Genomic DNA, 24493 nt, shown 5'->3' with positions numbered 1-24493 from the left:
GCTACATACCGACGACATGCTGACTGCATGTATTCTCTCTATTACTGAGGCTGGGAATGCAAAACCTCCGATACCGTATTTTAGAGGCGATCCAGACCGACGCTACTCGCCCGCTCACCTTCCAGTCCGTGATCACCAGGGGCGACGCAGAGCAACCTCATTTCAGCTGATGCGTCCGCGCGGAAAGTTTGTTTCCGTCGGGGTCGCGAAGATATGCGACGAACGCGCCGTTCGATCGCTCCGTGGGCGGGCTCTCGATTGCCATGCCGCCATGTGTGACACCAGCGGCATGCCATGCCACGACATGGTCGGGCGTCGCCGCCGCAATACCGATCGTTCCACCATTGGCAGCGGTCGCCGGCTTCCCGTCGATCGGTTTCGTTATCATCAACCGCCCTCCTTCGTGCACGTAGATCAGTCGACCTCTCGCATCCATCTCGCCGGGCTTGCCCCCTAGGGCAACAAAGGTTGCATCGTAGAATTTTCTGGATCGTTCCAGGTCGTTACTGCCGACCATGACGTGGGTGAACATGCTTTATCCCCTTTCAGGTGATAGCTGAATTTCACAATGCTATCGCTCGAAGTTACCTAAATATCTGGCTGGCGATGTGCCAAGTGCTTTCTTGAACATGGTAATAAATGCAGACACGGATTCATATCCAAGGTCGCCCGAAGCCTGCTGAACTGTCGACCCGGCCGCAAGGCTCCGGATTGCGACGATCAATTGTAGCTGCTGTCGCCAACGACCGAATGTAAGGCCGGTCTGGTGCTGGACGAGACGTGCGAGCGAATTCTCACTCATCCCGACCCGCCTTGCCCATAGCGCCATCGTACTGCGATCGGCGGGATCGTCGGCCAGCTCCGATGCAATTCGCACAAGCCGGGGCTCATCTGTAAGCGGGAGATGAAGATGCTCTATCGGCATCCGCGGCAATGCCGACAGAAGCAATGTTGCCATGAGTTCTGAATCTGCGGTCACTGCTGCGGGCTGATTAGCCATCTCAATGATAAGTTCCCGGATGAGCGGGGATAGAGACAGTGTGCAGCACCGGTCCGGCAGATCGGCGGCGCCCGGCTCGATGAACAGAAAAAACAAACGGGCGTTGGCGGTTGCCACGTTGCTATGCGGCATGCCGCCTGGAACCCAGACGCCGCAATGGGGCGGCACCATCCACATCCCGCTTGGAACGCGACAAGTCACGCCGCCCCGTGAGGCCATGACAAGCTGCCCTTTTTGGTGGCGGTGTTCAGGTGCCTCCCGTTCGTTCTGGGATACGTCGATCCTCACAGCGTGCACGCGCGCCGCGGACTTTTCTAGGTCGTGGTCGCCCAGGGCTGCAGAAAGGGATAAGGGCGGATGGTGGAATTTAGTCATCATTTGAGAGGATATCTAAATTCATCAACAGGCTTTGTCGATAGAGTCATCTCAGATAATTCGGAGAATGACGATGTCAGTGCAACATCATGAGCCTGGATACTGGTCTGATATCTTTCAGACAGAAATTCGATTGCCTCAGACGTGCGATTCCAAGCATTGCATCATGCCTTCAGACAACGTGGGGCGCAGGGTCAGCCGCATAGCTATCGCACAAATGGCCGTGAAAGCCTTCCTTGAGAGAGTTGGCGTTTGGTTTGCCCGCCGATCATGGACACCGTCGGTCGTTTCAAGCGCTGATCTGTCTGATGCTTATATGCATGCATGCTTAGCGACACCGTTTTTTTGCTATGTCTCGCCCGAACTCTACGGACTGACCACCTCCATGGGTGACAGAGGCGCGACGCAGGTCGACGCTCACACGGTGGATGACTTATGAGCGTTCGAACCTTTGTTACCCCCGGGAACGGGATCTTTTCATTGAAGACATTCCTGGCGGCAATGCTCGCTTATTACCTCGCAATAAGGTTCGATCTGCCGCGACCGTTTTGGGCCGTTTCAACCGTCTACATCGTTGCTCATCCCCTCTCGGGCGCCATCTCATCAAAATCGTTCTATCGACTGCTGGGAACGCTGATTGGGGGCGGCGCGACCATCATCATGGTCCCAAATCTCGTGAACTCACCCCCCACTGCTTTCCGCAGCGATTATCTTCTGGGTTTCGGGATGCACCTTCATCAGCCTTCTTGACCGCACACCCCGCAGCTATGTTTCCCTGCTGGCCGGATACACCGTGCTTCTCGCAGGATTGCCACTTGTCACGGCGCCGGGAAGCACGTTTGACACTGTCGTTGCGCGGGTCGAGGAGATCGGACTTGCGATCCTGTGTGCCTCGATCGTCAGCCACGTTGCTTTTCCAGTCCATGTCGGCACTGCACTGCTCGGGCGGATCGATGCTTGGATGGCAAGGGCGCAGGCGCTCCTTGCGGCAACTGCAACCGCCAAGCCGGATCAAGCCCGAAACAGAGCGGGGGCCACCGCCTTACATTGTGATTTGCTATCGGCAAGTTTTTGATCGGGCAGTTGTTGGCAACCCATGACCGAATGACTGGAATTTTCAACAAGGTGACGTTCAGTGAGCGCGTACCAAAAATGATCGCCACATCGAGACGCGGTGACCAGATCGTGCTCTTGCTTATCCTTGATTTGGATAGTTTCAAGGCGGTCAACGATCATCGGGGACATTCGGCAGGCGACCTCATATTGCAGGAGTTTTTACGCCAAGTGAGTTCCGAACTAGGAAAAAGTGACTGCATTAGGCGCCGGCGGTGACGAATTCGGCGTCGCTTTGAATGCTCACACGATCTCTTCCGCTAAAAGGCTCGCCGAGGAACTTCAGCAGCGTTTCGTTGCTATCCTTGAGCAACGCGCTCATGTGGTGACCTGCAGCACTGGGGCTGTCATCGTGCCCCTGACATCATCGTTCGAATTCCAGGTTTGATGAAGGAAGCCGACCAATTGATTTATGCAGCAGAACGTGACGGTAAAACCGCATGAAGATGGCGATCACAGGTCAAGTCCCGCGGACCAAATTTACTCCGCCGGCACTGGATAACTTTGATGATAGATCGGGCCTGTAGGCGACGCAACACCTGAAACGCTAAATAATTGAAAGAATTTGCTAAAATCAGCTTGTAAGCTACCGAAAGATCGCTAGATGAGGCGACGCCTTTTCCAACGACGCCTTGGTACTGCTCGGGCAAATGAGGCTGGCAGGACGACGATCATCCGCCAGATTCGAGGCAGGCGGAAGACGCATCGCGGATAAGACTGGCCGTAAGATCGAGGCGAGCACGTCTCATTAGCGCCAAAGGCTCCGCCTTGAAAGCAGACCGAACAATCGAGTAGGGCTTTTGATTTGATAAGCACCTGAAACGTCAATTTTTCACCATATAATATTCAAAAGAAAGTGTTTTAAGGACCTCACGGGGAGAAGCGAAACCGCAGGCGGGTTTATGAATGAATATTGATCACTGCTGCATTGAGCGACGTTCACCGCAGAAATAGAACTTTTCGACATATAAGATGATCACCGGCCATTTCGACAAATCTCCGAAAAATCGCTGATAGCCGAATCCAGAGCGCGTGGTTCTTGAGTTGGATGGCGGATTATAGCGAATGCGCTACGGCATCGTCTAACCAAGACGTGAGCGACCTCTAGGAATCTGAATTAGGAAAGGAAATTATAATGTCCAACCCATTTGCTATGGTCACCGGGGGCTCAGCTGGTATTGGTCTGGAGATTGCCAGGCTCCTAGCCCGCGACGGCAATGATCTGCTGATCTCTGGGTCCAGCGACAAGGTCTACGAGGCCGCTGATGAACTCGGCAAGTTGGGAGTCCTTGTCACACCGGTGAAGTCTGATCTCTCAACGCCAGCGGGCACCCAGATCTTGCTCGACGCCGCCAATATAAGCGGACGGGCCATCGATTTTTTGATCCTCAACGCGGGGATCGCTACAGGAGGTGCTGCGTTTGTCGATATGCCGGTCGGAAGACATCTGAGGCTTATCGGGCTCAACATCGTCTCACCGGTAACGACAGCTCATGCGATCGTACCTCAGATGATAGCCAGGGGCCATGGCCGGATCATGCTGGTCAGTTCCCTCTCGGCCTTTTCGCCGACGCCTTTCGAAGGAGTTTACGGCCCGTCCAAGGCTTTCTTGACGTCGTTCGGACATGGATTGCGAGAGGAGCTAGCTGGCACTGGCGTGCAACTTACCATTTTTCAGCCTGGCGCCACCGCTACCGAGTTTCATGCTAGGGCAGGCATGGACAAGACCGAATTTGGCGACAATACGTGGAAAGACAACCCGGCCGACATTGCCCGTCAGGCTTATGAGGCCCTGCTACGAGGCGACAACGTCGTGCCCGGCGACAATGGCATCCTCGCACAAAAAGAAGCGGAACTGCGAAAGTTGCCTGAAGAAGAAAAGGCGCGGCGTCACGCCAGAAGAACAAGACCGTCGTTTTGATGTTTTGCTCTCCGTCTGGACACGCCTGCTGATTGCGCGGTGCCCAGCCTAAAGAGGCTACTGGTGTGGCTTGCTCTTCGCCTCGTGCTTTCGATCGATTTGCCGCGAGGCTCGCACGGTTGACGGGGCGCACTTAGAGTCAATCACGACTTGGTCTGCATCACGGTAGAGCGAAGGCTGTGAGATACCTCGGCGACCTCGGTTTTTGGTCTGCGGTATACACAGCCTCATCGCGTATGTGGTAGATCGTCCGTCCTGCGGTAAAGTGCATCCCGTTCCTGCCTCATGAGCGAAGAAGCAGTTCCATCTCCCTTGGAGTTTTTTGAGAACGATGAAATCCCCAGCCTGCGTGGACTTGGAACAATTCGCCGAATGGCACGTCAGACCTCGGAATTACTTCATGCCGACGTGATGGAGGAGACAATCATTACGGCATCCCGAACGGGTGCAGCCATCAAATCACCGGAACCTGGCCTTTGGTATGTCGCGATAACCGATGAGGCCGTAGACGTAAACGCTACGCTCCAAGAATTCGGACTTGCGCGCCCAATCGTGTATCGCCTAACGAGTTTAAAACAGCGCGGACTTGCGCACCATATAGCCCGTTAATACTCTCCATACGGGGCAAGGAGTCGTCTTACCGACTTATGTGGGACGATGTCGTTGTTTTCGTTATCTACGACCTGCAGGAGTTAGGACTGCGGCGGCTATACGCGGTCTCGATGCGACCCTCTTTTCACGAACAGAGGATTAGCAGGAAATCCGCACATCTTAGAACCGGGCGGCAGTTGGTGAATCCTATAAATTCGCATTTGGATGAATCGCGCGTTTTCAAATTCTCTATGGCGCGCTGAGCGTGCTTCCTAAAAATCTTTGCCCTGTGCGATTGACCCTAAAATAAAATGAGATTTCTGCGTTGAGGGAATATTATTAACAGTCTGAAAAATAACGGTAAATATTAAGTCGCCGTTCAACCATTCCGCTCCCTGGCGATGGGTTCGCTAAGACTTTGTTAACCCTAAACGGCTGGACGTAAGGCTAGAATCATGTTGTATCTTTGGCGGGCAATGGTCGGCAAACCGAAGACTGCCCGCCAAGGGGGCAATATGGCGATAGCGAGACAGGCAGAAACGACGAGCAGTCCGAAAGAAGACGCAGGCGGAAAGATCATGCGCCATGCGGGCCTGCTGTCGCAGCAGTTGCAGCAGCTTCGCACGCGTATGTATCCTCCCAAATCGGAGAAGAGCCTGCGACCGTTCCTGACGAACGAGGTCTCCAAGCTGACCTCGATACCCGATTCGACCTTGAAGCTCATGTCGAGCGAAGGGCGCGGACCGATACCCGGCCGATTGGAAAATAATCATCGTGTCTACACACTCGCCCAGATCAACGAGTTGCGCGAGCTTTTTGCGGCCCAGAAGCCAGCCGAAGCACTGAGGTTTCTTCCGCGGCGTCGCGAGGGCGAGCATCTGCAGGTCGTGGCCATCGCGAACTTCAAGGGTGGTAGCGCCAAGACGACGACCTGCGTCCATCTCACTCATTATCTTGCATTGCAGGGTTACCGCGTTCTTGCCCTCGACCTTGACCCGCAGGCATCGTTGTCCGCATTGTTTGGCGCCCAGCCCGAATTCGATGTCGGGGCGAACGAAACGATCTATGCAGCTCTTCGTTACGACGATGCTGAACGTCGGCCGATCCGCGACATCATCCGCAAGACCTACTTCGAAGGCATTGATCTGATCCCCGGCAATCTCGAAGTAATGGAGTATGAGCACGAGACGCCACGGGTGCTCGCACAAAAATCAGGTTCAGGCGCGATTTTCTTCGAGCGGCTGAAACTTGCTCTTGCCGAGGTCGAGCAGGACTATGACGTCGTCATTCTCGACACGCCCCCATCGCTAGGGTTCCTGACGCTCAGCGCGATCTACGCTGCGACCAGTATGATCATTACGGTCCATCCTGCGATGCTTGACGTCGCTTCCATGAGCCAGTTCCTGCTGATGATGGGGGATTTGATCAGCGTGCTGAACGAGAGCGGTGCGCAACTCGACCAGGACTTCATACGCTATCTCGTCACCCGCCACGACCCCAACGACGCGCCGCAATCTCAGGTCGTCGCGATGATGCGCCATCTGTTCGGGACTGACGTCCTACTTCCTACCTTGATCGAAAGCACGGCTGTTGAGGCTGCCGGGCTCGCGAAGCGCTCGATCTACGAGCTTGAAATGGGCCAGATTGGACGTGATACCCACAAGCGCGCCCGGGAAGCCGTCGATGCTGTGAACGAGGCAATACTGAAATTGATCAATAGTAGCTGGGGGCGGACATGACCAAGTCGTCGCGCAAGTCCATCGTTGCGAATTTTGGCCTGTTGTCGGCCGAACTTGAAAACAAGCTGTCAGCAGAAACGTCCGCTGTCCCGCAACAGCCGGCTGCCCCGACCCGCGTCGGTTCCGGTGTCATCGGTGCTGCACACAGGGCCATCGATGACATCAAATCTGAACGTGATCGTCTGAAGGCGCTCGTAGAATCCGGTGGAGGCGCAATCAGGGAGCTCGATCCATCGAGGGTTGATCCGTCGCCCTTTCCGGATCGTCTTCCAGATGACGGCGCAGAAGATTTCGAAGCCTTCCGCAACTCCATTCAGTCGGAAGGCCAGAAGGTCCCGATCCAGGTCCGCAAGTCTCCCTCATCGCCGGAGCGTTACCAGGTTGTTTATGGACACCGCCGTCTGCGGGCTGCGAGGGAGCTTGGCATCCCCGTCAGGGCGATCGAAGTCGAAATCTCTGATGTCGAGCTTGTCATCGCTCAGGGCATTGAGAATGCCGACCGTCAGGATCTGACATGGATCGAGCGGGCCCTGTTTGCGCGCCGCATGGATGAGGCCGGGGTAAAGCCTCGCGATATCTATGCTGCTCTCTCCATCGATGACGCAGAACTGGCCCGGATGCGGGCAGTCTATCGCAGCGTGCCGTCAGACATAATCGAGGCGATCGGACGTGCCCCGAAGGTCGGGCGTCCGCGATGGGCTGAGTTTGCGAAGGCTTTTTCGGAAAATTCCGGGGCGATGGACAATCTTCACGGCGTGCTATCGCAAGCTGTGGAAAAGCGGATGAACTCCGATCAAAGATTTCTGGCTGTCCTGGACGTCCTGAAGCCCAAGGCTTCGCCGAAAACGTCCCCACGAGTAATCGTAAACGGTGAAGGCCGGCAACTGGGCAACTACGTTGCGTCTTCGAAGGATATTCGCATTTCTGCGGAAACGACGACTGGAGCAGAATTCCTGAAATTCATTGAAGCTGAACTGCCGGCTCTTGCGGAGCGGTTCACGCGCGAAAGACTAAAAGGTTAGGACGAAGCCAAAGGACAAGCTTCGCAGCATTTGCAAAGGAAGGGAACGAGCAAAAGAAAAAGGCCCCCTAGACGTTGCCGTCATGGAAGCCCTTCTCGATGTGTGACAACTTGAGAATCGCATTTCCATGAATCCTAGTCAAGAGTGTTTGGCACCGTTTCGGTGAGCGTTTTCCTTTTGCCTTTTTGAAGAGGCAGGACAATGGAAGATGGACAGGTAACGACGCCCTTTGGGCGGCGGCCGGTGACGCTTGCGCTGGTGAGGAGGCAGATTGCTACCGCCAGGATCAAGCAGGGCGCTTCAGCCGATAAATGGAAGGTTTTCCGGGACGCTTCGGAAGCGAGAGAGGTGTTGGGGCTACAGGATCGTAGTCTTGCCGTACTTGACGCGCTTTTGAGCTTCTATCCCGAAAACGAACTTCGCCAGGATGCTCAGCTGGTGGTGTTTCCGTCGAACATTCAGCTCTCGATCCGCGCGCACGGTATTGCGGGCGCCACCTTGCGTCGTCATCTGGCATTACTGATCGAAGCGGGACTTATTGTTCGAAAAGACAGCGCCAATGGTAAGCGATACGCCCGAAAGGATGATGACGGATCAATCGAACATGCCTTCGGATTTGATATCTCACCGCTTTTGATGCGTGCCGAAGAACTGGCCTGTCTTGCTCAGCAGGTCGCCGCAGAACGAATTATCTTCCGAAGGGCAAAGGAGAACCTTACAATAAGCCGGCGCGATATTCGCAAGCTGATTACAGCGGCGGTTGAAGAGGGCGCGCCGGGTGACTGGGATTGGATCGAGACGCGGTATCTGGAGCTCGTAAGACGTATTCCTCGCAGACCAAGCCTCGCAGACCTCCAGAATCTGGGGCGTGAGATGGACGTTTTGCGGCACGACATTATCAAGCTGCTGAATTCCGATCATTTTTCATCAAAAATGACTAGCAATGATGCTCAAATTGAGCGTCACATACAGAATTCAAATACCAATCACCCTAATGAACTTGAACCAAGCTCAAGAAACGAGCTGGGAGCGAAGCCCACGCCGGAAAATCAGACTGAACACCTGCCGATAAAAACGTTTCCCATAGGTCTTGTACTGCGGGCCTGCCCGGAGATTTCAAATTATGGGCCTGAAGGACAAATCCGAAATTGGCGAGAGTTGATGACGGCGGCCGTGGTCGTCAGATCCATGCTGGGAGTGAGCCCTTCTGCATATCAGGAGGCGTGCGAAGTGATGGGGGCAGAAAATGCGGCAGTGATGATCGCATGCATCCTGGAGCGTTGCGGGCATATCAATTCGCCCGGTGGGTACCTCAGGGACCTGACCAACAGGGCGAGGCGTGGCGAGTTCTCCCTCGGTCCCGTGCTCATGGCTTTGCTGCGAGCGGCAGGCCATCCAGTGAAAGCGGCCGGATGAGAGCGATTAATAACGTCCAGTGGCGTGGCTGCGATTTATCGGTCAGGCTCAAAGGTTAACGTGTCACTTAATAGATCTGAGATTTGTGGACAGCCCTCTTTCCCAACCTTGAGGCCAGAAGAACATCATGAGTAAATCGAATGTCAGCGACGAGAGTAAGCGCGAGACGGCGCGTCAGATCATGCGGGCCTTTTCTCTTTCATCGGCCGGTAGAATGCCGAACGTGCGATGGACCGCCGGTTGATACTGCCTCTGGACGGCATCAACACCCGCTGTGATCGCTTTTCGCCAAGAGGGGTCTCTATCCCATGCTTCGCGAAGAGCATCTGCTAGATCACGACCAGCCCCGGTTTCTTGCAATGCCTCGAACAGCATTCCGGCCTGACGCAAGTCCTTTTCCTTCTTTGCCCTTCCGCCGGCATCATCCTGACGTCTGCCAGCCAGGATCAGTTTGTGAACGGCGAACTTAAATGGATCGGGGACCACGACCGAAACACCGGCACTATGCAACAAAATCGTTTCCACCGGATCACGGATCAGGAAATCCATGTATCGGAGAGGTTCGGCAGACGCACCGGCGAGGGCAGGCATTTGCGCCGGTTGATCCGCGTATTCTTCCGATCCCCGGTTTGTCGTCAGGAACTCTACCCGGTAACCAGACGAGTTACGGAAGGCATTGAAGCAGGAGGAGCCGGAGACATGAGGCACGGCGCGGAATGACGAATCGATGGATTGAAGGAGATCGGCAATCGGTGGAATTGAATCCTCGATCTCGCTTGAAATAGCGTAATCTTGTGTCAGGCCCGTGTCACCTGTCAGGATCGCGGCCATGGGCAGCCGGATACCGAGATGGGCGGCTTAACGTTGAAACGCGACTGTGCCGACGAGGATACCACGGAGCCGGAATAAACCGGCCGATACCAACGCCTCAACAACTGTGCCTGTGAAGCGATCCGGAGCAATTAGACCCGCTTGGCGGATCAACGCCGCCACAATCTTTCGCCGGTTCTGATAATCGGCCTTTTTGCCCCTGAAGGTTTCAACTCGGTTTGTGATCTCATCATCATCGGCAGGGCCGACATAGCGCCGCTTTTGACCACCTTTGCCGTCCGGCTGGTCGAAATACCAGTATGAGCGTTTGTCGACTTTGACCAAAACAAAGCGACCAGTGGGTGGGAAATCAGCCGACCACTGCGCATCAAAAGTACGTTGCTGCAGCTCCGCGACCATCGTCCGGAACATGAGGTCGATTTTCTTAGTTTGAGCCGTCCTATAACATTTCCACAAATCTAGTATAGTCAATCGATTTGCGCAAGGTGAACACCCTGAATACGGCAGAGGTCACTCGTCACCTCCCCTCCCCTAAAAGCCCTTGTAAATGGCTCTATTGCAGATATTTCAGGGAATCAGCAAAGTCCGCTCTCTCCACGTGACCTGATCTTCGAGATTCTGGGCGAGCCTCCCGTGTTGTCTTCGCAAGGCAGTGTTGGATCAACGATTGCTTTCTTGCCTCTATGGTCTTGGCACCAATGCCGGTCTCTGGCCGGTGCCACCATCGATGCGAGCTATGAGGAGCTTCTTTATGTGCAACGCCGCTTCATTCACCCGGGTGCTTTGCGGGAAGCCTGCGCTCGGTTCGCGAACGCCAAGCTTGCAATTCGCAATGCGGCGATCTGGGGTGATGCCAGAACGGCCTGCGTATTGGTTTCCGTGAAGTTTGGTGCTTGGGATCTCAACCTGATGACCGAATAGCATTCCGTTATGGCGGGCGCGGCGTCATGATCTACCGGCATGTCGAAAAGCGCGCGGTCTGTGTCTATCCCGAGCTCAAACGATGCTCGTTATCGGAAGTCGCATCGATGATAGAAAGGGGGTTCTCTTTATTGCACTGATCTGGAAATCCAGCGGCAATATGTCGATAGCCATGGCCAGAGTGCCGTAGGCTTTGCCTTTTGCCGATTGCTCGGATTGAACGCGCCCCGCGCCTGAAGGCAATCGCTCTGCAGAAGCTCGCACTACCCTACGTGGGGTTCCGGACAAGATTGCCGCACCTGCTTCCCATTCTTTCCGAAGCGTAAGAGCCGGGACCGGGGGAAACACCACGGTTCGGCTGCCATTCAGGAATACACGACGGTGAATATGGGCGTGGATGGCACGCGCCAGCACCTGCGCCTCCACGTCGCGGCCAAGCGACACGTAATCCTCGGCCGACTGGGCATGGGTGATGCGCACGGTATCCTGCTCGATGATCGGTCCCTCATCCAGATCGGCAGTCACATAATGCGCCGTCGCGCCGATCAGCTTCACACCGCGCTGATAGGCCTGCTTGTAAGGGTTGGCCCCTTGAAGGAAGGCAGGAAGGAGTGGTGGATATTGATGATCCTGCCCGACATCGCCTCGCACATCCTGTCGGAAAGCACCTGCATGTAACGCGCCAGCACGATGAGTTCCGTAGCCGAGCTTTCCACGATCTCCATGATCCGAGCTTCGGCCTGCGGCTTGTTCTCTTTCGTCACCGGAATGTGGTGGAACGGAATATCGTGATTGACGACGACCTTCTGATAATCGAAATGGTTGGAAACCACACCGACAATATCGATCGGCAGCGCCCCGATGCGCCAGCGGTATAGCAGATCATTGAGGCAATGGCCGAAGCGCGACACCATCAAAAGAACCTTCATCCGCTCTGCCTGATCGTGCAGCGCCACCTCCATGCCGAACTTTTCCGAGATGGGCGCCAGCCCGGCCATCAAGGCATCGCGTGTCGCACCCTCCTCGGAATTTCCCGCTATACGGTTATGTACGCGGAGCAGATCGCGAACCACCGGCGTAGAGGCGATGCGCGAGTTCCCGGGTCGGGGAAGGCTCGCTGCTGTGCTTGAAATACTCCGGCGATCAGAGCCAACTGCCAGAAGGTCCTTGGATATACACACCATGATCATGACGTTATCGATCAGCCTGAGCAACAGCGTGGACGGATTATTCCCTCGCAATGATTTGAGTTCCGATCAGTTGTTAACATTGAGGAGAATGCCGAGATGGTGCGCGGTAAAATTTTTCAGGTGCGGCCAGGGCAGGGACTTTCGGCAAATAGACGCCACGGCCCGATCCGCGTCTCCCGGAATTCCTCGCCTGTTCCGTCGACATTTCAGCTACTTTTGGTAGAGGTATCGTTACAGCGTCCCTTTTCTGTGAGGCTGACTATAGATCCTGTCAGCTGACAGGATTTATTCCTCGACAGTTGGACGACTAGAATGTTCGCTCGCTCTTTACCTTTTATCGCGTAGTCCGAAACTAGAAGAACTGGAAAGGCATAGACATCATTGAAAGGGTTTGACGATCGTGTAATCCCGAATTTGCGAGGCAAAACCCTGTCAGCTGACAGGATTGATTTTCGGGTAATTGCTGACACTCCATTCTACAGGCCGCCACAAATCTCGCCGACGCCGCCTCAATTGCCGGGATAGTCGGGGGATGCATGCAATGGAGAACGCCAATGAGCGCGGTGGCCAGCACCGGGCCGACGCCGGTGACCTTGCACATTCTGTCGTGGCGCTTTCGCAGGCCGGGCGTCGCCTTGAGCAGATCGCGCATGGCGCGGTCGAGAGTGGCGATGTCCGTGTCGATGATGCGCAGGCGTACCTCCAGCATGTCGCGCACCAGCGGCTCTTCGATGGTATCGAGCTGGCTCGTCAGACCGCTCTTTTCGGCGACCAGCCTGCGCCGGTGGGCCGCCAACGCGCTCAGGCGACTGCGCACGGGATTTGGTTCATATGGAGTGAGGTGAGCGTGTACCGTTGCCAGATAGCGGGCGATCACGGCAGCGTCGATCATATCGGTCTTTGCCAGCTGCCCCATGGCTTTGGCAAAATTGCGAACCCTTGCGGGCGGCAGGATATGGACCTTCAGGCCTGCCGCATCAGGCTGTCGGCCAGCCTGCGCTCATAACCGCCGGACGCCTCCAGTCCGACGACGACCGGTCCGAGCCCCAGAAGGCGGCTCGCGAGAGCGCCGATCTGTGTCGGCGAACTGCCGGTACTCCAGCGCTTGCCGGCCGGATAGACGAAAACATCGAAGCGGGCTTTGGAAACGTCGATGCCGACGAAGAGAAGTTCCGGTATCATGGCCTTGCTCCCAGGCTTGTGGTGCGGGCGAAAGCCCGATCAACCGTTCGGGGTCAAAGGGAGCAGGCAGGGCCTTGCTTGATCTCGGCTGCGTAAACCAGTCCGGAAATACGGCCGCCTGCCTGCATAGGCCGGGATGCGCATCCCGGCCTATGCATCAAGTAAACCACAATACGTCCACACAAGCCTGGTATACGAATCCATCAATGGATACGCTCAAGAGAGCGCCCTCCCCGCGTTGCTGGGCATTTTGCACCTGCTCCGAAATGCCCCTACCCTCTTCCCCTCGGCCACGTGAGGCCACTATAGCTTCCTTGCAAGATCTTTCCCGCGGGGTTCAAGACCATATAAGGCCCGTCGAGTAAGGGGAAAACTCACCCATAGTGAGAGGACTTACGGCAGAAAGTCTTGACGATCCGCCGCTGCGTTGTTGGTCGTCTTCCGCTTCAAGAGGAGTTATCCAGAAACTCTTTTGTCCCTGCCCTGTCTGAGAGGTCTCGGCACTGAGCTCGCGCTTTAAGTACAGGGTGCCATTTGCGCGCAATCAGGCACCTTTGCTCGATGCACCCTCTTATTCAGTTGAGAGCGCGTCCATATCCTGTAGTTTGCCGTGCGGACAAAAATTCATCGAAAGAGTGAGGCGGTTTTCGGCAAATTGACGCAATTGTCTGTGGGAAGGCAGAGGATGTAGATCATAGTTGCCGAAGCGCAATCAAAGCAGCCTAGCAGCCCGGCCGTTGCGCCGCGCGGCATTGTTATAATAGCTCGATGCCTGCTGGACAGACCGATGGCGAGACTGGTCCATCGCTTCAGTAAGTGGGATACCCCGATTAGCGGCTTCAGTCAGGTATCCGGATCGCAACCCGTGTGCTGAAAACTCCCGCGGATCCAACCCCGCCTTGGCCACCCGTTGCTTAACGATATCGTTGACCGCTTTCGGATCGAGCGCCCGCAGGCTGACATTACCCCAGCGGTCAATCGCCCGAAACACACTGCCGCTGTCGATTCTCGCAGCCTCGAGCCAGGCATTCAGCGCGTCCACCGGCCGACCGTTCAGGTAGACGATCTCGTCCTGATCGGCTCCCGAGTTTTTCGTACGGCCGAGATTAATAGCGAGGCAGGGGAGGGGACTCCCGTCCTCAGAACTAACCGGTTCCTCGTTCGTGAGCTGTTCCTTGCGTAGAGTGGCTACTTCGCTGCGTCGGCGCCCGCCGGACGCAAACGCGACCATCAGGATTGCCCGGTCCCTGATATCGCGAAGATCGGAGCCGCCGCAGGTGGCCAGCAATTTCGCCAACACGTCACCGGTGACAGCCTTGGCGCTCTTGCGGCGGCGTTGCCGCGGTACGGCACGAACGGCCAGCCGAATGGCTGATTTCAGGGCAGGGGAGGCGAAGTAGCCGTCCAGACCTCGCCATCGGGTCAGTGTCGACCAACTGGCAAGCCGCCGGCGGACAGTGTCGGGCGCATGCGGCCCTGTCGTTTTCAGAAATCCCTGATCACGCAGCGATTGATCGACGTCCAGCGGCATGCCGTGAAAAGCGTCCTCCCGGCGCCGTTCTGGATCCCACAAATGGTGAGCGACGAATTTTAGAAGTAGTGCCTCGGGCGCCGGCCAGGGAAGGGTGTCGCCGGTGGACGCCAGCGACCATGCCTGCAGGTAGGCGAGATCGGATGTCAACGCCCTGAGGGTATTGTCGCCCATGCCTTCATTGACAAGGTGCCGTAGTGTTTCGACATCCCGATCCGTCAGGAGCTCGGCAAGCTCATCGCGGCGTTCGATCGGCAAGACGGCGGCAATGGTATCCAGTTCTGCGGCGCGGCGGTCAACGGCGGATCGTGGCGTTGTCGATGCACGCTGGACCTTCATTATATAGCCTCGATCTGCGGTCGCCAGCGCGCGATGATTTTTTCGATCTCGCCGCGATAGGCGTCAGGGTAGACGAGGTCTTTTTCCCGGGCGAGAAAGGTGAAGATCGTTACCATGTCCTCGGCAACATCACGATCGACATTGGCAAGGTCGGTCAGATCGAAACCGCCGTGCACCCCGGCGTTCCACCAGGCGAGCAGGAAATTGGCCACTCTATGGCCCTGGCCGGTATCCTGATGGGCGACATTCAGCAGATTTTCGAGGGCAAATCTGACGTGATCTTCCATAAAATCCTCTTGGGCTCGGTGTGGTGGCTTCTTCTCACATGGCGGATGCCGGGTGAATTTTCAGGTCGGTCTTGTTAAAATCGTTGCCCTTGAACAGCAACGGGGCTTTGACGACAATGGCGACCGCATAGGAAAAGCAATCACCCATGTTGAGCGCGGCAGAATGGCGGCCTTTGCCGAAGCGGTCGAACGCGCGTTCCGCTTCGCGATAATGTGCGTCATCGAAGGGAACGGCGGTGACGTTTGGCAATTGAACAAGCTGATCGATGATGTTTGAAGCGTTGGGAAATCCCTTGCCGGTCAGCACCATGCGCGCCTCCAGCAGCGTCGGCCAGCCGATCGCCACCGCTTCCCGTTCCAGTAACGGCGTGAAGCGTTCGGCTTCCGGCTCTGCGAGCGCCATCGTAAGAATGACCGACGTATCGACGGCGATCATCGCGGCAACCCGTTCTCGTCGTAAAGATCGTCATGCGCCGACGTGACGCCGGCCGCAACGGTCCGCCGGCCTTCGGCCATCAAGTCCGACAGAATATCGATTGGCGCTCGGGCAGACTGTTGGCGCAGCTCCCGGTCATAGCGTTCAAGCGCCAGTTCAACCAGCCGGTTGATCGGCTGACCGGTGCGGTGTGCAAGCGCATGAGCCAAGTCTCTCGCCTTGGCGCTGCGGACGGAAAGCTGTGGTTCTGACACGTTGGTGCTCCAGCTCGAAATAGTGGCTTTAATATAGTCTCGGGGAACATAGATGGCAAGAAAATCACTATTTGATGGCTAACTTCCGATAAGGGATACTTATCGATGATTACAATAGCAACCAGCAATCATACCATGTGACGAACCGAAATAATTGTATAGAGTTCCTTTAAAACATCGTTTACCATAATATCAATGGCTTACGATGTTTCCAAAATCAGCATGAGTGACTTGATGCGGCCGGCTTTCGACGCGGCCGTCGCGCTCACCCGTCTCGACGAGCGCATCGCGCGTTCGCCGGTCGGGCAGGGCTGGATCGAACGCCAAAACTTTGCCGATGCCTGCGCCTCGCTCTGGATCGATGGTGAACTTGTCCACCTTGAGGACCTCGTCCTCCACGACGCCTTTCGCGATACCCGCACCCCCACCCACGAACTCACCATCGCCCGCGACGTGCTGCGCACCCGCCGGCGGATTTCGGGGCAGTCGCCTGATTGGGCATTATCGCCGGAAGGCATTCGCACGCTCCGGCAGACATCGGAGATCACGTCGACCGGCGCGACCGAGGCAGCGGAGACGGCCAGCGTCGTGCGGCCGGCGGTCGCCGTCGACCCGGAAGGGGAGGGGGACGATGGTGATCGGGCGGAGAATTTCCCCGATGTCGACTATGCCGCCATCGATGCGCTGTTGGCCCGATCGGAGGCGGCGATAGAGCACGCGAGGCGTCCTGGGCGTGCTGATACCCGAGAACGAGATCCTCTCGTCTATGACCTTGACTGGGATGAGGATGCCCGGCTCGACGAATGGCGGGGCGTGCTGCACCAGGCCGAACACCTACCGACGGTGCTGCAGGCGATCATAGCCCTCGATGCCTGGAACGAGCTTTCCGTCCTGCAGCACGCGCCCTGGCTCGGCCGCTTGTTTTGCGCTTCCATCCTGCGGCAGGCCGGTATCACATCAGGTGCCCGTCTTGCCGCCATCAATCTTGGCCTGAAAACCATTCCGGTCGATCGGCGTCGGCATCGCGATCGCGAGACACGGCTGCTGGCCATCGCCCACGGCCTGGTCGCCGCCGCCGAGATCGGCCTCAAGGAGCACGACCGCCTGGCACTGGCGAAATCGATGATGGACCGCAAGCTGAAGGGGCGCCGGACGTCGTCAAAATTGCCGGAGCTGGTCGAGCTGGTGATGGCAAAGCCGCTGGTGTCGGCCGGGATGGTGGCGAAGACGCTGAAGGTCACGCCGCAGGCGGCGCGGCGGATCGTTTTGGAGCTGGGCCTCAGGGAGATGACGGGCAGGGGGAGGTTTCGGGCGTGGGGCGTGCTTTAGCCCTCATCTACGCTTTGCCCATTAGATTGAGTTTATCGAAGAAAACACGGTTTCGCTTCTTTGCATCCGTGAGCAGCTTCCCGTAATCGATCACCTCGAAGTAGACTGAATGGTTCTTGTGATAACCGTAGTAGCTGAGGCCGTCTGGTGTGCCCTGCGCATCTCGGTCGAGTAGGACCGAGCGCAAAGACGGCGTGATATCGCAAATTATATACGCGAAAGTCGGGACTTTTTCGTAGGCGAGCGCGATCGGGCGTCCCTTCTCGTCCTTGACCTGGCCCTTACGAATATCGCGGATCTGATCGAGAACCTGCTGAAGAGGATTTTCTTGGTCTGAATAGTCATCTCGTTGCGGTCGCTTGAACTCAACGACCACCAAGCTGTTAACCGGCTGCTGGCCTTCCTCACCTTCGGTAAAGGAAATTTTACGGTCAAATATGAACAAGTCGGGTCTGAGGGAAGACGTAGATTGATAATCGTCGAGCCGCTTCAGAGGTTTGTCCGATGATAGGAACCAATGATACGTCAATCTTTCATCGATCATCCAAAGATTGTGTTGTGAGTACAGGGTATCTCTGTCGGTGGACCGCATCGGAAAAAGAAGATTGTGAACCGCTTCTTCCAATGGATACTTCTCGCTCTTCCGATCGGCCGAAAGGGCCTTATCGAAAAGCTCGATGACAATTTTTCTATGCATGACATACTGAGCAAGAGCACTGGCGCCCAGTTCGTTGGATTGCTCCAGAAACTCGGCCAAGCGATCCCGATATCCATCGTAGTCTTTCAGCTTCGCTGCCTCGACCAAGATTTTGCCGCTCTCCCGTTTGAGCGCCACCTCTCGACGATGTAGTTCACGGTGCAATGCGAACTCGATATCTGTCTTAGTGGCGTTTGGAGCAATGTCGCGAATGAAGGACGGCAGGTAGCGCAACAGAGGCTTGTACTGTGGGGCGTCTGTCTGGACGAAGGTCATCACTCGCTGGGTTTTGATCTCGTTCAACGTCGCGATCAGGTACGCTAGATCGTGCTCGATGAAATCGATTGATGCATCCCTGATTTCCGACCGTCGGATTTCCCCCGTGACCACACCGAGGAGCTCTTCCTCGGTGTCCTCGCTCATTTCGAAGTCAGTACGGAAGTTGTTCACCTTGTCGTTAAGATAATCACCTTGAACGACAGCTAGGTAGGCGAAACTTTTTCCGTCGACATTCTGCAATTTCGTCGAAAGGTTGGGTACAAACTTGTCAAGCATTTCAGATAGGACGCCGCGCGAATTCGCCGCGTAGATCAACTTGTGCCGGGTGGCACGCGGTGCGGTTAGTCGGAAGCCGTGAATCGTGAATGTCCTGTCACGGATCGTGAAGGTGCTGTCGGAAGCATATTTCTCGAAGTGATCTCGATAAACTTTGTTCAGGGATGTCTTGAAACTGCCATCGATGATATCGACAGCCGGACAATCTCGATTCATCAGCACGAGGATAAAATGCTCGGCGAGGCGAAGGGCCAACTGGTCGACATCGCGAGGGCAATCCTCATCGTAGGGACGCCTGAAATTTTCTAGGCGAACGACGGTCTGCACCTCGACAGACCCGGCTTCGGTAAGGGAAGCGAACTCAGGATCGTATTCAAAATCGAACGTAAACGCCCGCCTCCACCGTGATAGCTCACCGCCATCATTTGCTTGAAAAACACTGGCGACGTGAACGCGATCAAATGCTTTGAGCCACATGAAGCGCCCAAGGCCTTTTCCACCGCGGTCGTACTTGTGCTCGGAGTACGCGGTGTTGAAGGACTCGAAATTCTCGTCGTCGAATCCGACCCCCGTATCGGTGATGACGAAACTCTTGACGGCTGAAACCTCGTCTTTGAACAGGCCGGGATCCTCACGTTCGATTTCAATCGTGATGCGGTGATCCCGATCGACGTTCGAGTCTTGGATTGCTTGAAATGAATTCATCACCGCTTCGAAGAGCGGCAAAAGTGATTTCCACTTGGGGAGGGGCGTCTGCCTGATCTGGTTCCGCAAATTTGTGCGGAGCATGCCGGCTTGCGTTGGCTTTATCTGGTCCACTATCAACACCCCCGAATTAGGATGTGGCCTTCTAACAGGTGGAGGCTTTTTTTTCTACATTGCCGGCAAGCAGAGCACGTTTCATTGCCTATACCACCTGGCATTTTCACCGACCTGTAGGATCGGCTGCGAGATCTGGGGTAAACACCGCCATACCGGATGTTGACAGCCTCGGCGTATTGTATCCCGTTAAGGGCCGAACGTCACAAAGCCTTTTCAAGTTTTCCCGCCGTTAGTGGGTCCAGAAAGCTGAATCCAAGACCGAGGAACCATTCTTCTAGGTCGACATTGTTTCCGTCCGGAAATCCAGTAATGGCAGGCAGGAACATCTTGTCTCCGACGTGCTCGCCTAAAGCGCGGTAGGCCTCGAACTGAACTTCCGTGAAGAACTGGTTTGCGGTTGAGTGGTGCGGGAACGCTGGTTCGTCAAACTTGTAACGCCTGATAAATTCACCCTCGTTGCCTGTGAGTGAGAGCTTCAAATAAATCAGATATCCTATTTCCTCGCTGCGATCCCCGGCTCCAGAAGGGTATCGAATCCGGCAAAAGCGAAAGTGAGATCGGCTCAATCCGTTTTCGCCTCTGCGGAGGTCATCGAGGTTGGCGTCGATAATGATTCCATGATCAATGTAAGCCAAGCGCTGCAGATTGGTCAGCGCGTGGAAGGTCATCTGGCTGTCGTTCTCTCCATCGACCGCCACGATGAAACGGCAGCGACGTCGCAGCAATTCATAAACGCCCAGATTTTCGATATGCCCACCATCGGAGATATTTAAGAAAGCGCCATTTTCGTCAGCGGAGGCGAAGAGTTCCTTTTGGAGATTCCAGATGTTGGGAAACAACTTGAGATGAGCTTTGGAACGCGGATTCTTCAGCCAAAGGCTTAGCCGAAGATTTAATAGAGTCAGCCAGAAGCTTCCGTAACGATTAGTCTTCAGTCCCATTTGTGGTGATACCGCCGCACCGGAGAGCGCCATCACGGTCGCAAGATCCAGTTGCTTTCCGTTGACGCTTTCCCAGGCTGCCATCCCCGAATGCCCAATTAAATTGGCCCCCGCGCTCACGGGTGTAAACGAGAAAAGATCAGCTTGCCGTCCGCGCATTTCAGGCGTTTTCGAATTGGGTACGTTCAAGGCGCAGTTGATTATCGGAAACATAGCTCGCTCGGCTTGGAAATCGGTCAGCTTCATTGGAAGCGCGGGTTCTGCCTCCGCGTCCAGGAGAAAAGCCTTTGCAAGTTTTGTTCGGTAGTAGTGGTGCAAGGACGTCGAGTTCACGCTGAACGTCAAGAACAGGACGGCGCCGGTCGCAACGATTGGGACCATGATTAGCAAAATCTGACCGTAGTCTTGTCCGCCGTTCAAAATCTGAAAGAAAAACCCTTCGCCCAGCACGATGAATATGATCGTGAAGACGCTCATGAGCGCAGGACGAATTCGACTAAAACCTATGAAGAGCGCACATCCGACCGACAGGGCAGCGCCCAATATAAGCAGGAATACAAAGGCATAGCCCAAAAGCAGTGAGCGGTCGGGGACCAGTGTCTCCCTAGCCCAAGTCGCCCAACCGTTCGCAGCTTGGGTGAGTGCCCACAACGGTGCAAGCAAGAGAATCGCGCATATCCAAGGGTTTAATTCATTGAGCAGTTGACGAAAAGTTGTCAGGAGGCTTCGACCAAGCTGTAGTAATATCGCCCAAACACAAAATCCGATGAGGCAGCTGCGCGCGAGAGTCATGTTGAGGTCCGCCGGGACGAATTGAGCCACGACAATCTGTGCGTTAGCTATGAGGGATATCAGCAGAACAAGTAGAAGAAGGTTGATGAAGATCCCCTGAGCCTGGAACATCGCGACGGAAAACCTTTCCCAGGCGCCTCCGGAAAGGAAGCTGGCGCCGTGGCGGAGGCGCTGCAGCAGGAGTGATTCCCCTTCTTCACGCTTGAATGGAAGATCGGATGCCCGAAGCGATACTTTCGAATCGACATTCGGAGATCCGAGTAATTGCGTGAGAAAGGAGCCGGAGTATCCTCCTCCGGACACCGTCGAGAGATAGTCGAACTGCGGTAGCAGGTTCCTTCGCGCCAATGAGACGAGGACGCCCATGGCGAACGTCGCGCTCCTAATGCCTCCACCCGACAGAGCTAGTCCCGACGACCATTCCTCGTCCTTGACCTTATAGAAGTTGCGGCGCTTTTTGATGAACTCCCTTTCGCTCAAGCTTAATTGCTGCAGCTCGGCCGCATATTCCTCCGTTCTGGGCCTAACCACGGCCACGGACGAGGGCTCGCCCATCGGCTTCCATATCGCTTGCTTCAGCGTGGCGATTTGGTCCGACATTTCCTCCTTGATCGCGTCGCCGCCCGGGCGCGAAATTGCGCTCGCGTCAAACCATTCCGCACCTACGATTTTCGCGAGAAGACCGTCTAATGCTAGCAGCTTTCCTTGCACCGTCCGCAACTCTTCCCGGAAGACGTCGCTGCTGTCCAAGGCCCTAAGTTCTCCGGAATTCGCTTTCGCGTGCCACTTCGCGGTGAATGGTCGAACATGGGTGTTGAGGACGTGCCAAATGATAGTCTCAAAAGTGTAGGCGCCAGCGGCAGCCTGTGTCAGTGCCCGAGCGGTAGCAAACAGACTATACACGCTGTCAAGGGCGGCCTTCTCGTCGCCTTCAGTGTACCCCAGCGGCTGTGTAGTGATCCGAGAGATCAACTCGACATGCAGTGAATATGCGGCGGTGCCGTCTCTTTCAGCGAACACTTCCCACTCGCGATGCCCGTAAGCCGCAAGGAACTTGGCATCAAAAAGCGAATCGCTTCCACTCCAGTCGGATAAGGCGTCACGCCACATCACTCTCCCGATTTCGTTCGTCATTGAAGGCCTGTCCATCCTCTAAAATACCATTGGATAACAACATCGATTCTGAACCCATCGCAACCAATCCTTCTTGACGGTCGGAAAATGATTGATGTTTTTTCTCCAAAATGAATAAGCAGCCTTGCGTGACCGGAGCGGATCGTGAGCGGATCAAAATTACCCGTAGGGAAGTTGCACAAGCGCTTGACAAGATTGCCAGCTTTGAGGATCCTCAGTGTGAGGCTTGACCCTCTAGTTGGTGCCGGTGAATTCACGGCAACTCGCTGAAACGTCAGTACACAACCGCGCGGGCCGGGCGATTGCTCAAACGTTGCGCCACGGGATGGTAAAGAGCGAGGGTCAAGCCTTGAATGTCGTCGCTTCCTTCCTCGACGACCCCATCCTCCCGTTGAAGCTCGCTCACTCTGTGCAGGACGTCGCGGCCGCGCTAGGTCTGGATGCGGGTAAGTTCTTTTATGTCGTCCAAAACGCTGACAACGGCAGCTACTACAAGCAGTTTCAAATTCCCAAGAAGAAAGGAGGAATGCGGGACATCGCGAAGCCCGTAAGGGGCCTGGCCCTGGCGCAGGATCGCTTAGCCGCTATACTTGCCCAAAAATACACCCCAAAGCAATTCGTTAAGGGCTACGTAAAGGGTGAATCATTTCTGACTAACGCGCGATACCACGAGCGCCAGAGATGGATTCTCAATATCGACATCAAGGATTTCTTCCCCTCGATCAATTTCGCGCGCGTGCGGGGCCTTTTTATGTCAAGTTACTTCGGTTTCAATGACCGGGTAGCGACCATCCTAGCGAGGATCACGACGTTTAACGATGGGCTCCCGCAAGGGGCTACGACCTCTCCTATCATCGCCAATCTAATCGCGCACAATCTGGACAAAAAGCTTTTGTCGATAGCGATCAGTGAGAGGCTTCTTTATTCCCGATATGCCGATGACATAACGTTCTCTTCGAACCAACGGGCTGTTCCTGCCTCTGTAATCAAGGCGTGGGAGCCTCTGCATGGTGAGCGCACAATTGAACTGGGGAATGCCGTACGTGAGGCCTTTCGATCAGCTCGATTCGAGATAAACGAGGAAAAAACAAGAATCCTGTTTTCGAGTGAGCGTCAGGAGGTAACCGGCCTGATTGTGAACCGAAAAGCAAATGTCTGGAGACGAGATATTGCTCTATTGCGGATGAAGCTCCATTCCGCTCGCGTGCACGGGGCCCAAAAAGCAGCTAAGCTCTGGCTCAAGAATACGGACAATCCCGACCATTTTTGGCGTCATATCGAAGGCTGGTTGGCTTACATATCTCAAGTTCGGGGACAGGACGACCCCGTCACGGCCAAGCTTTGCAAAATGGCGGTCCTCAGCGGCCTGAGCGGTGCTGAGTGGATTGAAAGTTATGCAGATATGGTTCGAGAATTCGACGTCTTCTTATCTCATGCTACAGAAGACAAGCCGATTGTATTAAAGCTAAAGACCAAGCTGGAGAGCCTCGGCTTAAAGGTCTTTTTTGATGCGGATAGCATTAAATGGGGCGACTCTATCGTTGAAAAAATCAATCATGGGCTTCTTAAGTCAAGCTTTTTTGTTCCATTCCTGTCCGACACCTTTTCCGCGAAAGGATGGACCAACAAGGAGCTGAATTCTGCAATAGCGATGAACATAAGCCGAAAAGGCCGAATATTGCCGATCTGCGAATCCAGCTTTTCCATTGCGGACAACTATCCGCTCTTGAATGAAATTCTTTATAAGAGATGGCCCGCGGACACAGCTGAGGAGGCTACGTTCGTCACTACCGTCGCAGACGAGATTCTGAAGATCGTCCAGGATGAGCAGAAAAAGCCTAATGATCTTAGTGGCTGACCAGCGGTTCGGGACATTCTATAGGCAAGATAATCAGCAAGGTAGGGCGTTTCTCAGAATGCTTGACTTGGACGACGTCGGACACCCTATGCGCGTCGGCAGCAAAAAAATCGGCCGGATGCTTCGTGACCATCCTGGCGAAAATTTTGTTGCCGACTTCCCCTAACGCTGTCACCAGAGCTAGCTTATAAGCGCGGACAAGGAGGGGAGCAGGTTA

17 protein-coding genes and 4 pseudogenes are annotated in these 24493 nt (G+C 55.3%); 9 read left to right on the top strand and 12 right to left on the bottom strand.

Annotation, left to right across the window (positions count from 1 at the left end):
- Nucleotides 1-157 precede the first annotated feature (157 nt).
- Nucleotides 158-532, bottom strand: coding sequence for a VOC family protein (locus tag AGR7B_RS24725; protein WP_080858370.1), 375 nt, complete (start codon nucleotides 530-532; stop codon nucleotides 158-160).
- Nucleotides 533-571: 39 nt separating this feature from the next.
- Nucleotides 572-1378, bottom strand: a complete 807-nt coding sequence (locus AGR7B_RS24720; protein WP_121490463.1) for an AraC family transcriptional regulator — start codon at nucleotides 1376-1378, stop codon at nucleotides 572-574.
- Between the two features lie 432 nt (nucleotides 1379-1810).
- On the opposite strand from AGR7B_RS24720, the pseudogene AGR7B_RS25740 reads away from it, so the two are divergent.
- The 6 genes and pseudogenes from AGR7B_RS25740 to repC all read left to right on the top strand — a co-directional run.
- Nucleotides 1811-2429: pseudogene (locus AGR7B_RS25740) on the top strand (FUSC family protein); the annotation flags it as partial.
- A 50-nt stretch (nucleotides 2430-2479) separates the two neighbouring features.
- Complete coding sequence (locus AGR7B_RS26585) at nucleotides 2480-2707, top strand: diguanylate cyclase (protein ID WP_208616067.1); 228 nt, start codon at nucleotides 2480-2482, stop codon at nucleotides 2705-2707.
- 916 nt (nucleotides 2708-3623) lie between these two features.
- Entirely contained in the window at nucleotides 3624-4409 is a 786-nt protein-coding gene (locus AGR7B_RS24700) for an SDR family NAD(P)-dependent oxidoreductase (protein WP_080858367.1), read from the top strand.
- A gap of 1046 nt (nucleotides 4410-5455) precedes the next feature.
- Nucleotides 5456-6739, top strand: a complete 1284-nt coding sequence (gene repA / locus AGR7B_RS24690; protein ID WP_080858365.1) for a plasmid partitioning protein RepA — start codon at nucleotides 5456-5458, stop codon at nucleotides 6737-6739.
- Nucleotides 6736-7761, top strand: a complete 1026-nt coding sequence (repB, locus tag AGR7B_RS24685; protein ID WP_080858364.1) for a plasmid partitioning protein RepB — start codon at nucleotides 6736-6738, stop codon at nucleotides 7759-7761. Before repA ends, repB begins: the two co-directional genes overlap by 4 nt.
- A 201-nt stretch (nucleotides 7762-7962) precedes the next feature.
- Nucleotides 7963-9177 (top strand): plasmid replication protein RepC, encoded by a 1215-nt coding sequence (gene repC, locus AGR7B_RS24680; protein WP_080858363.1) that lies wholly within the window; start codon nucleotides 7963-7965, stop codon nucleotides 9175-9177.
- A gap of 174 nt (nucleotides 9178-9351) precedes the next feature.
- On the opposite strand, the pseudogene AGR7B_RS24675 reads toward repC, so the two are convergent.
- Nucleotides 9352-10419, bottom strand: a pseudogene (locus tag AGR7B_RS24675) (nucleotidyltransferase family protein).
- Nucleotides 10420-10648: 229 nt separating this feature from the next.
- Here AGR7B_RS24675 and AGR7B_RS26580 point away from each other — a divergent pair.
- Nucleotides 10649-11246, top strand: a pseudogene (locus tag AGR7B_RS26580) (Tn3 family transposase); the annotation flags it as partial.
- 139 nt (nucleotides 11247-11385) lie between these two features.
- Here AGR7B_RS26580 and AGR7B_RS26370 read toward each other — a convergent pair.
- The 7 genes and pseudogenes from AGR7B_RS26370 to AGR7B_RS24635 all read right to left on the bottom strand — a co-directional run.
- Nucleotides 11386-11843, bottom strand: a pseudogene (locus AGR7B_RS26370) (formyltetrahydrofolate deformylase); the annotation flags it as partial.
- 628 nt (nucleotides 11844-12471) lie between these two features.
- A complete protein-coding gene (locus AGR7B_RS24660) occupies nucleotides 12472-13035 on the bottom strand; it encodes a hypothetical protein (protein ID WP_425352637.1) in 564 nt (187 codons plus the stop codon).
- 47 nt (nucleotides 13036-13082) lie between these two features.
- Nucleotides 13083-13301 (bottom strand): hypothetical protein, encoded by a 219-nt coding sequence (locus tag AGR7B_RS24655; protein WP_080858361.1) that lies wholly within the window; start codon nucleotides 13299-13301, stop codon nucleotides 13083-13085.
- 712 nt (nucleotides 13302-14013) lie between these two features.
- Nucleotides 14014-15171 (bottom strand): site-specific integrase, encoded by a 1158-nt coding sequence (locus AGR7B_RS24650; protein ID WP_162934267.1) that lies wholly within the window; start codon nucleotides 15169-15171, stop codon nucleotides 14014-14016.
- Nucleotides 15171-15458: a DUF7673 family protein gene (locus AGR7B_RS24645; RefSeq protein ID WP_080858360.1), complete on the bottom strand. Its 288-nt coding sequence runs from the start codon at nucleotides 15456-15458 to the stop codon at nucleotides 15171-15173. Before AGR7B_RS24645 ends, AGR7B_RS24650 begins: the two co-directional genes overlap by 1 nt.
- 34 nt (nucleotides 15459-15492) lie before the next feature.
- Nucleotides 15493-15894 carry a type II toxin-antitoxin system VapC family toxin gene (locus AGR7B_RS24640; protein ID WP_080858359.1) on the bottom strand — a complete coding sequence of 134 codons (402 nt, stop codon included), beginning with the start codon at nucleotides 15892-15894 and terminating at the stop codon, nucleotides 15493-15495.
- Nucleotides 15891-16148 carry a type II toxin-antitoxin system VapB family antitoxin gene (locus AGR7B_RS24635; protein ID WP_080858358.1) on the bottom strand — a complete coding sequence of 86 codons (258 nt, stop codon included), beginning with the start codon at nucleotides 16146-16148 and terminating at the stop codon, nucleotides 15891-15893. Before AGR7B_RS24635 ends, AGR7B_RS24640 begins: the two co-directional genes overlap by 4 nt.
- Before the next feature lie 186 nt (nucleotides 16149-16334).
- Here AGR7B_RS24635 and AGR7B_RS24630 point away from each other — a divergent pair, with 186 nt between their 5' ends.
- Nucleotides 16335-17477: an RHE_PE00001 family protein gene (locus tag AGR7B_RS24630; RefSeq protein ID WP_080858357.1), complete on the top strand. Its 1143-nt coding sequence runs from the start codon at nucleotides 16335-16337 to the stop codon at nucleotides 17475-17477.
- Between the two features lie 7 nt (nucleotides 17478-17484).
- On the opposite strand, the gene AGR7B_RS24625 is transcribed toward AGR7B_RS24630, so the two are convergent.
- Both AGR7B_RS24625 and AGR7B_RS24620 read right to left on the bottom strand, forming a co-directional pair.
- Nucleotides 17485-19548 (bottom strand): ATP-binding protein, encoded by a 2064-nt coding sequence (locus AGR7B_RS24625; RefSeq protein ID WP_162934266.1) that lies wholly within the window; start codon nucleotides 19546-19548, stop codon nucleotides 17485-17487.
- Nucleotides 19549-19751: 203 nt separating this feature from the next.
- Nucleotides 19752-22418 carry a patatin-like phospholipase domain-containing protein gene (locus AGR7B_RS24620; protein ID WP_162934265.1) on the bottom strand — a complete coding sequence of 889 codons (2667 nt, stop codon included), beginning with the start codon at nucleotides 22416-22418 and terminating at the stop codon, nucleotides 19752-19754.
- Nucleotides 22419-22659: 241 nt separating this feature from the next.
- On the opposite strand from AGR7B_RS24620, the gene AGR7B_RS24615 reads away from it, so the two are divergent.
- Nucleotides 22660-24276 (top strand): TIR domain-containing anti-phage reverse transcriptase, encoded by a 1617-nt coding sequence (locus AGR7B_RS24615; RefSeq protein ID WP_245317794.1) that lies wholly within the window; start codon nucleotides 22660-22662, stop codon nucleotides 24274-24276.
- Nucleotides 24277-24493: the final 217 nt, after the last annotated feature.

It is taken from the genome of Agrobacterium deltaense RV3 (assembly GCF_900013505.1).
GTDB lineage: Bacteria > Pseudomonadota > Alphaproteobacteria > Rhizobiales > Rhizobiaceae > Agrobacterium > Agrobacterium leguminum.
The sequence above is the reverse complement of the archived record's forward strand: the minus strand, read 5'-3'. Positions and strand labels throughout refer to the sequence as shown.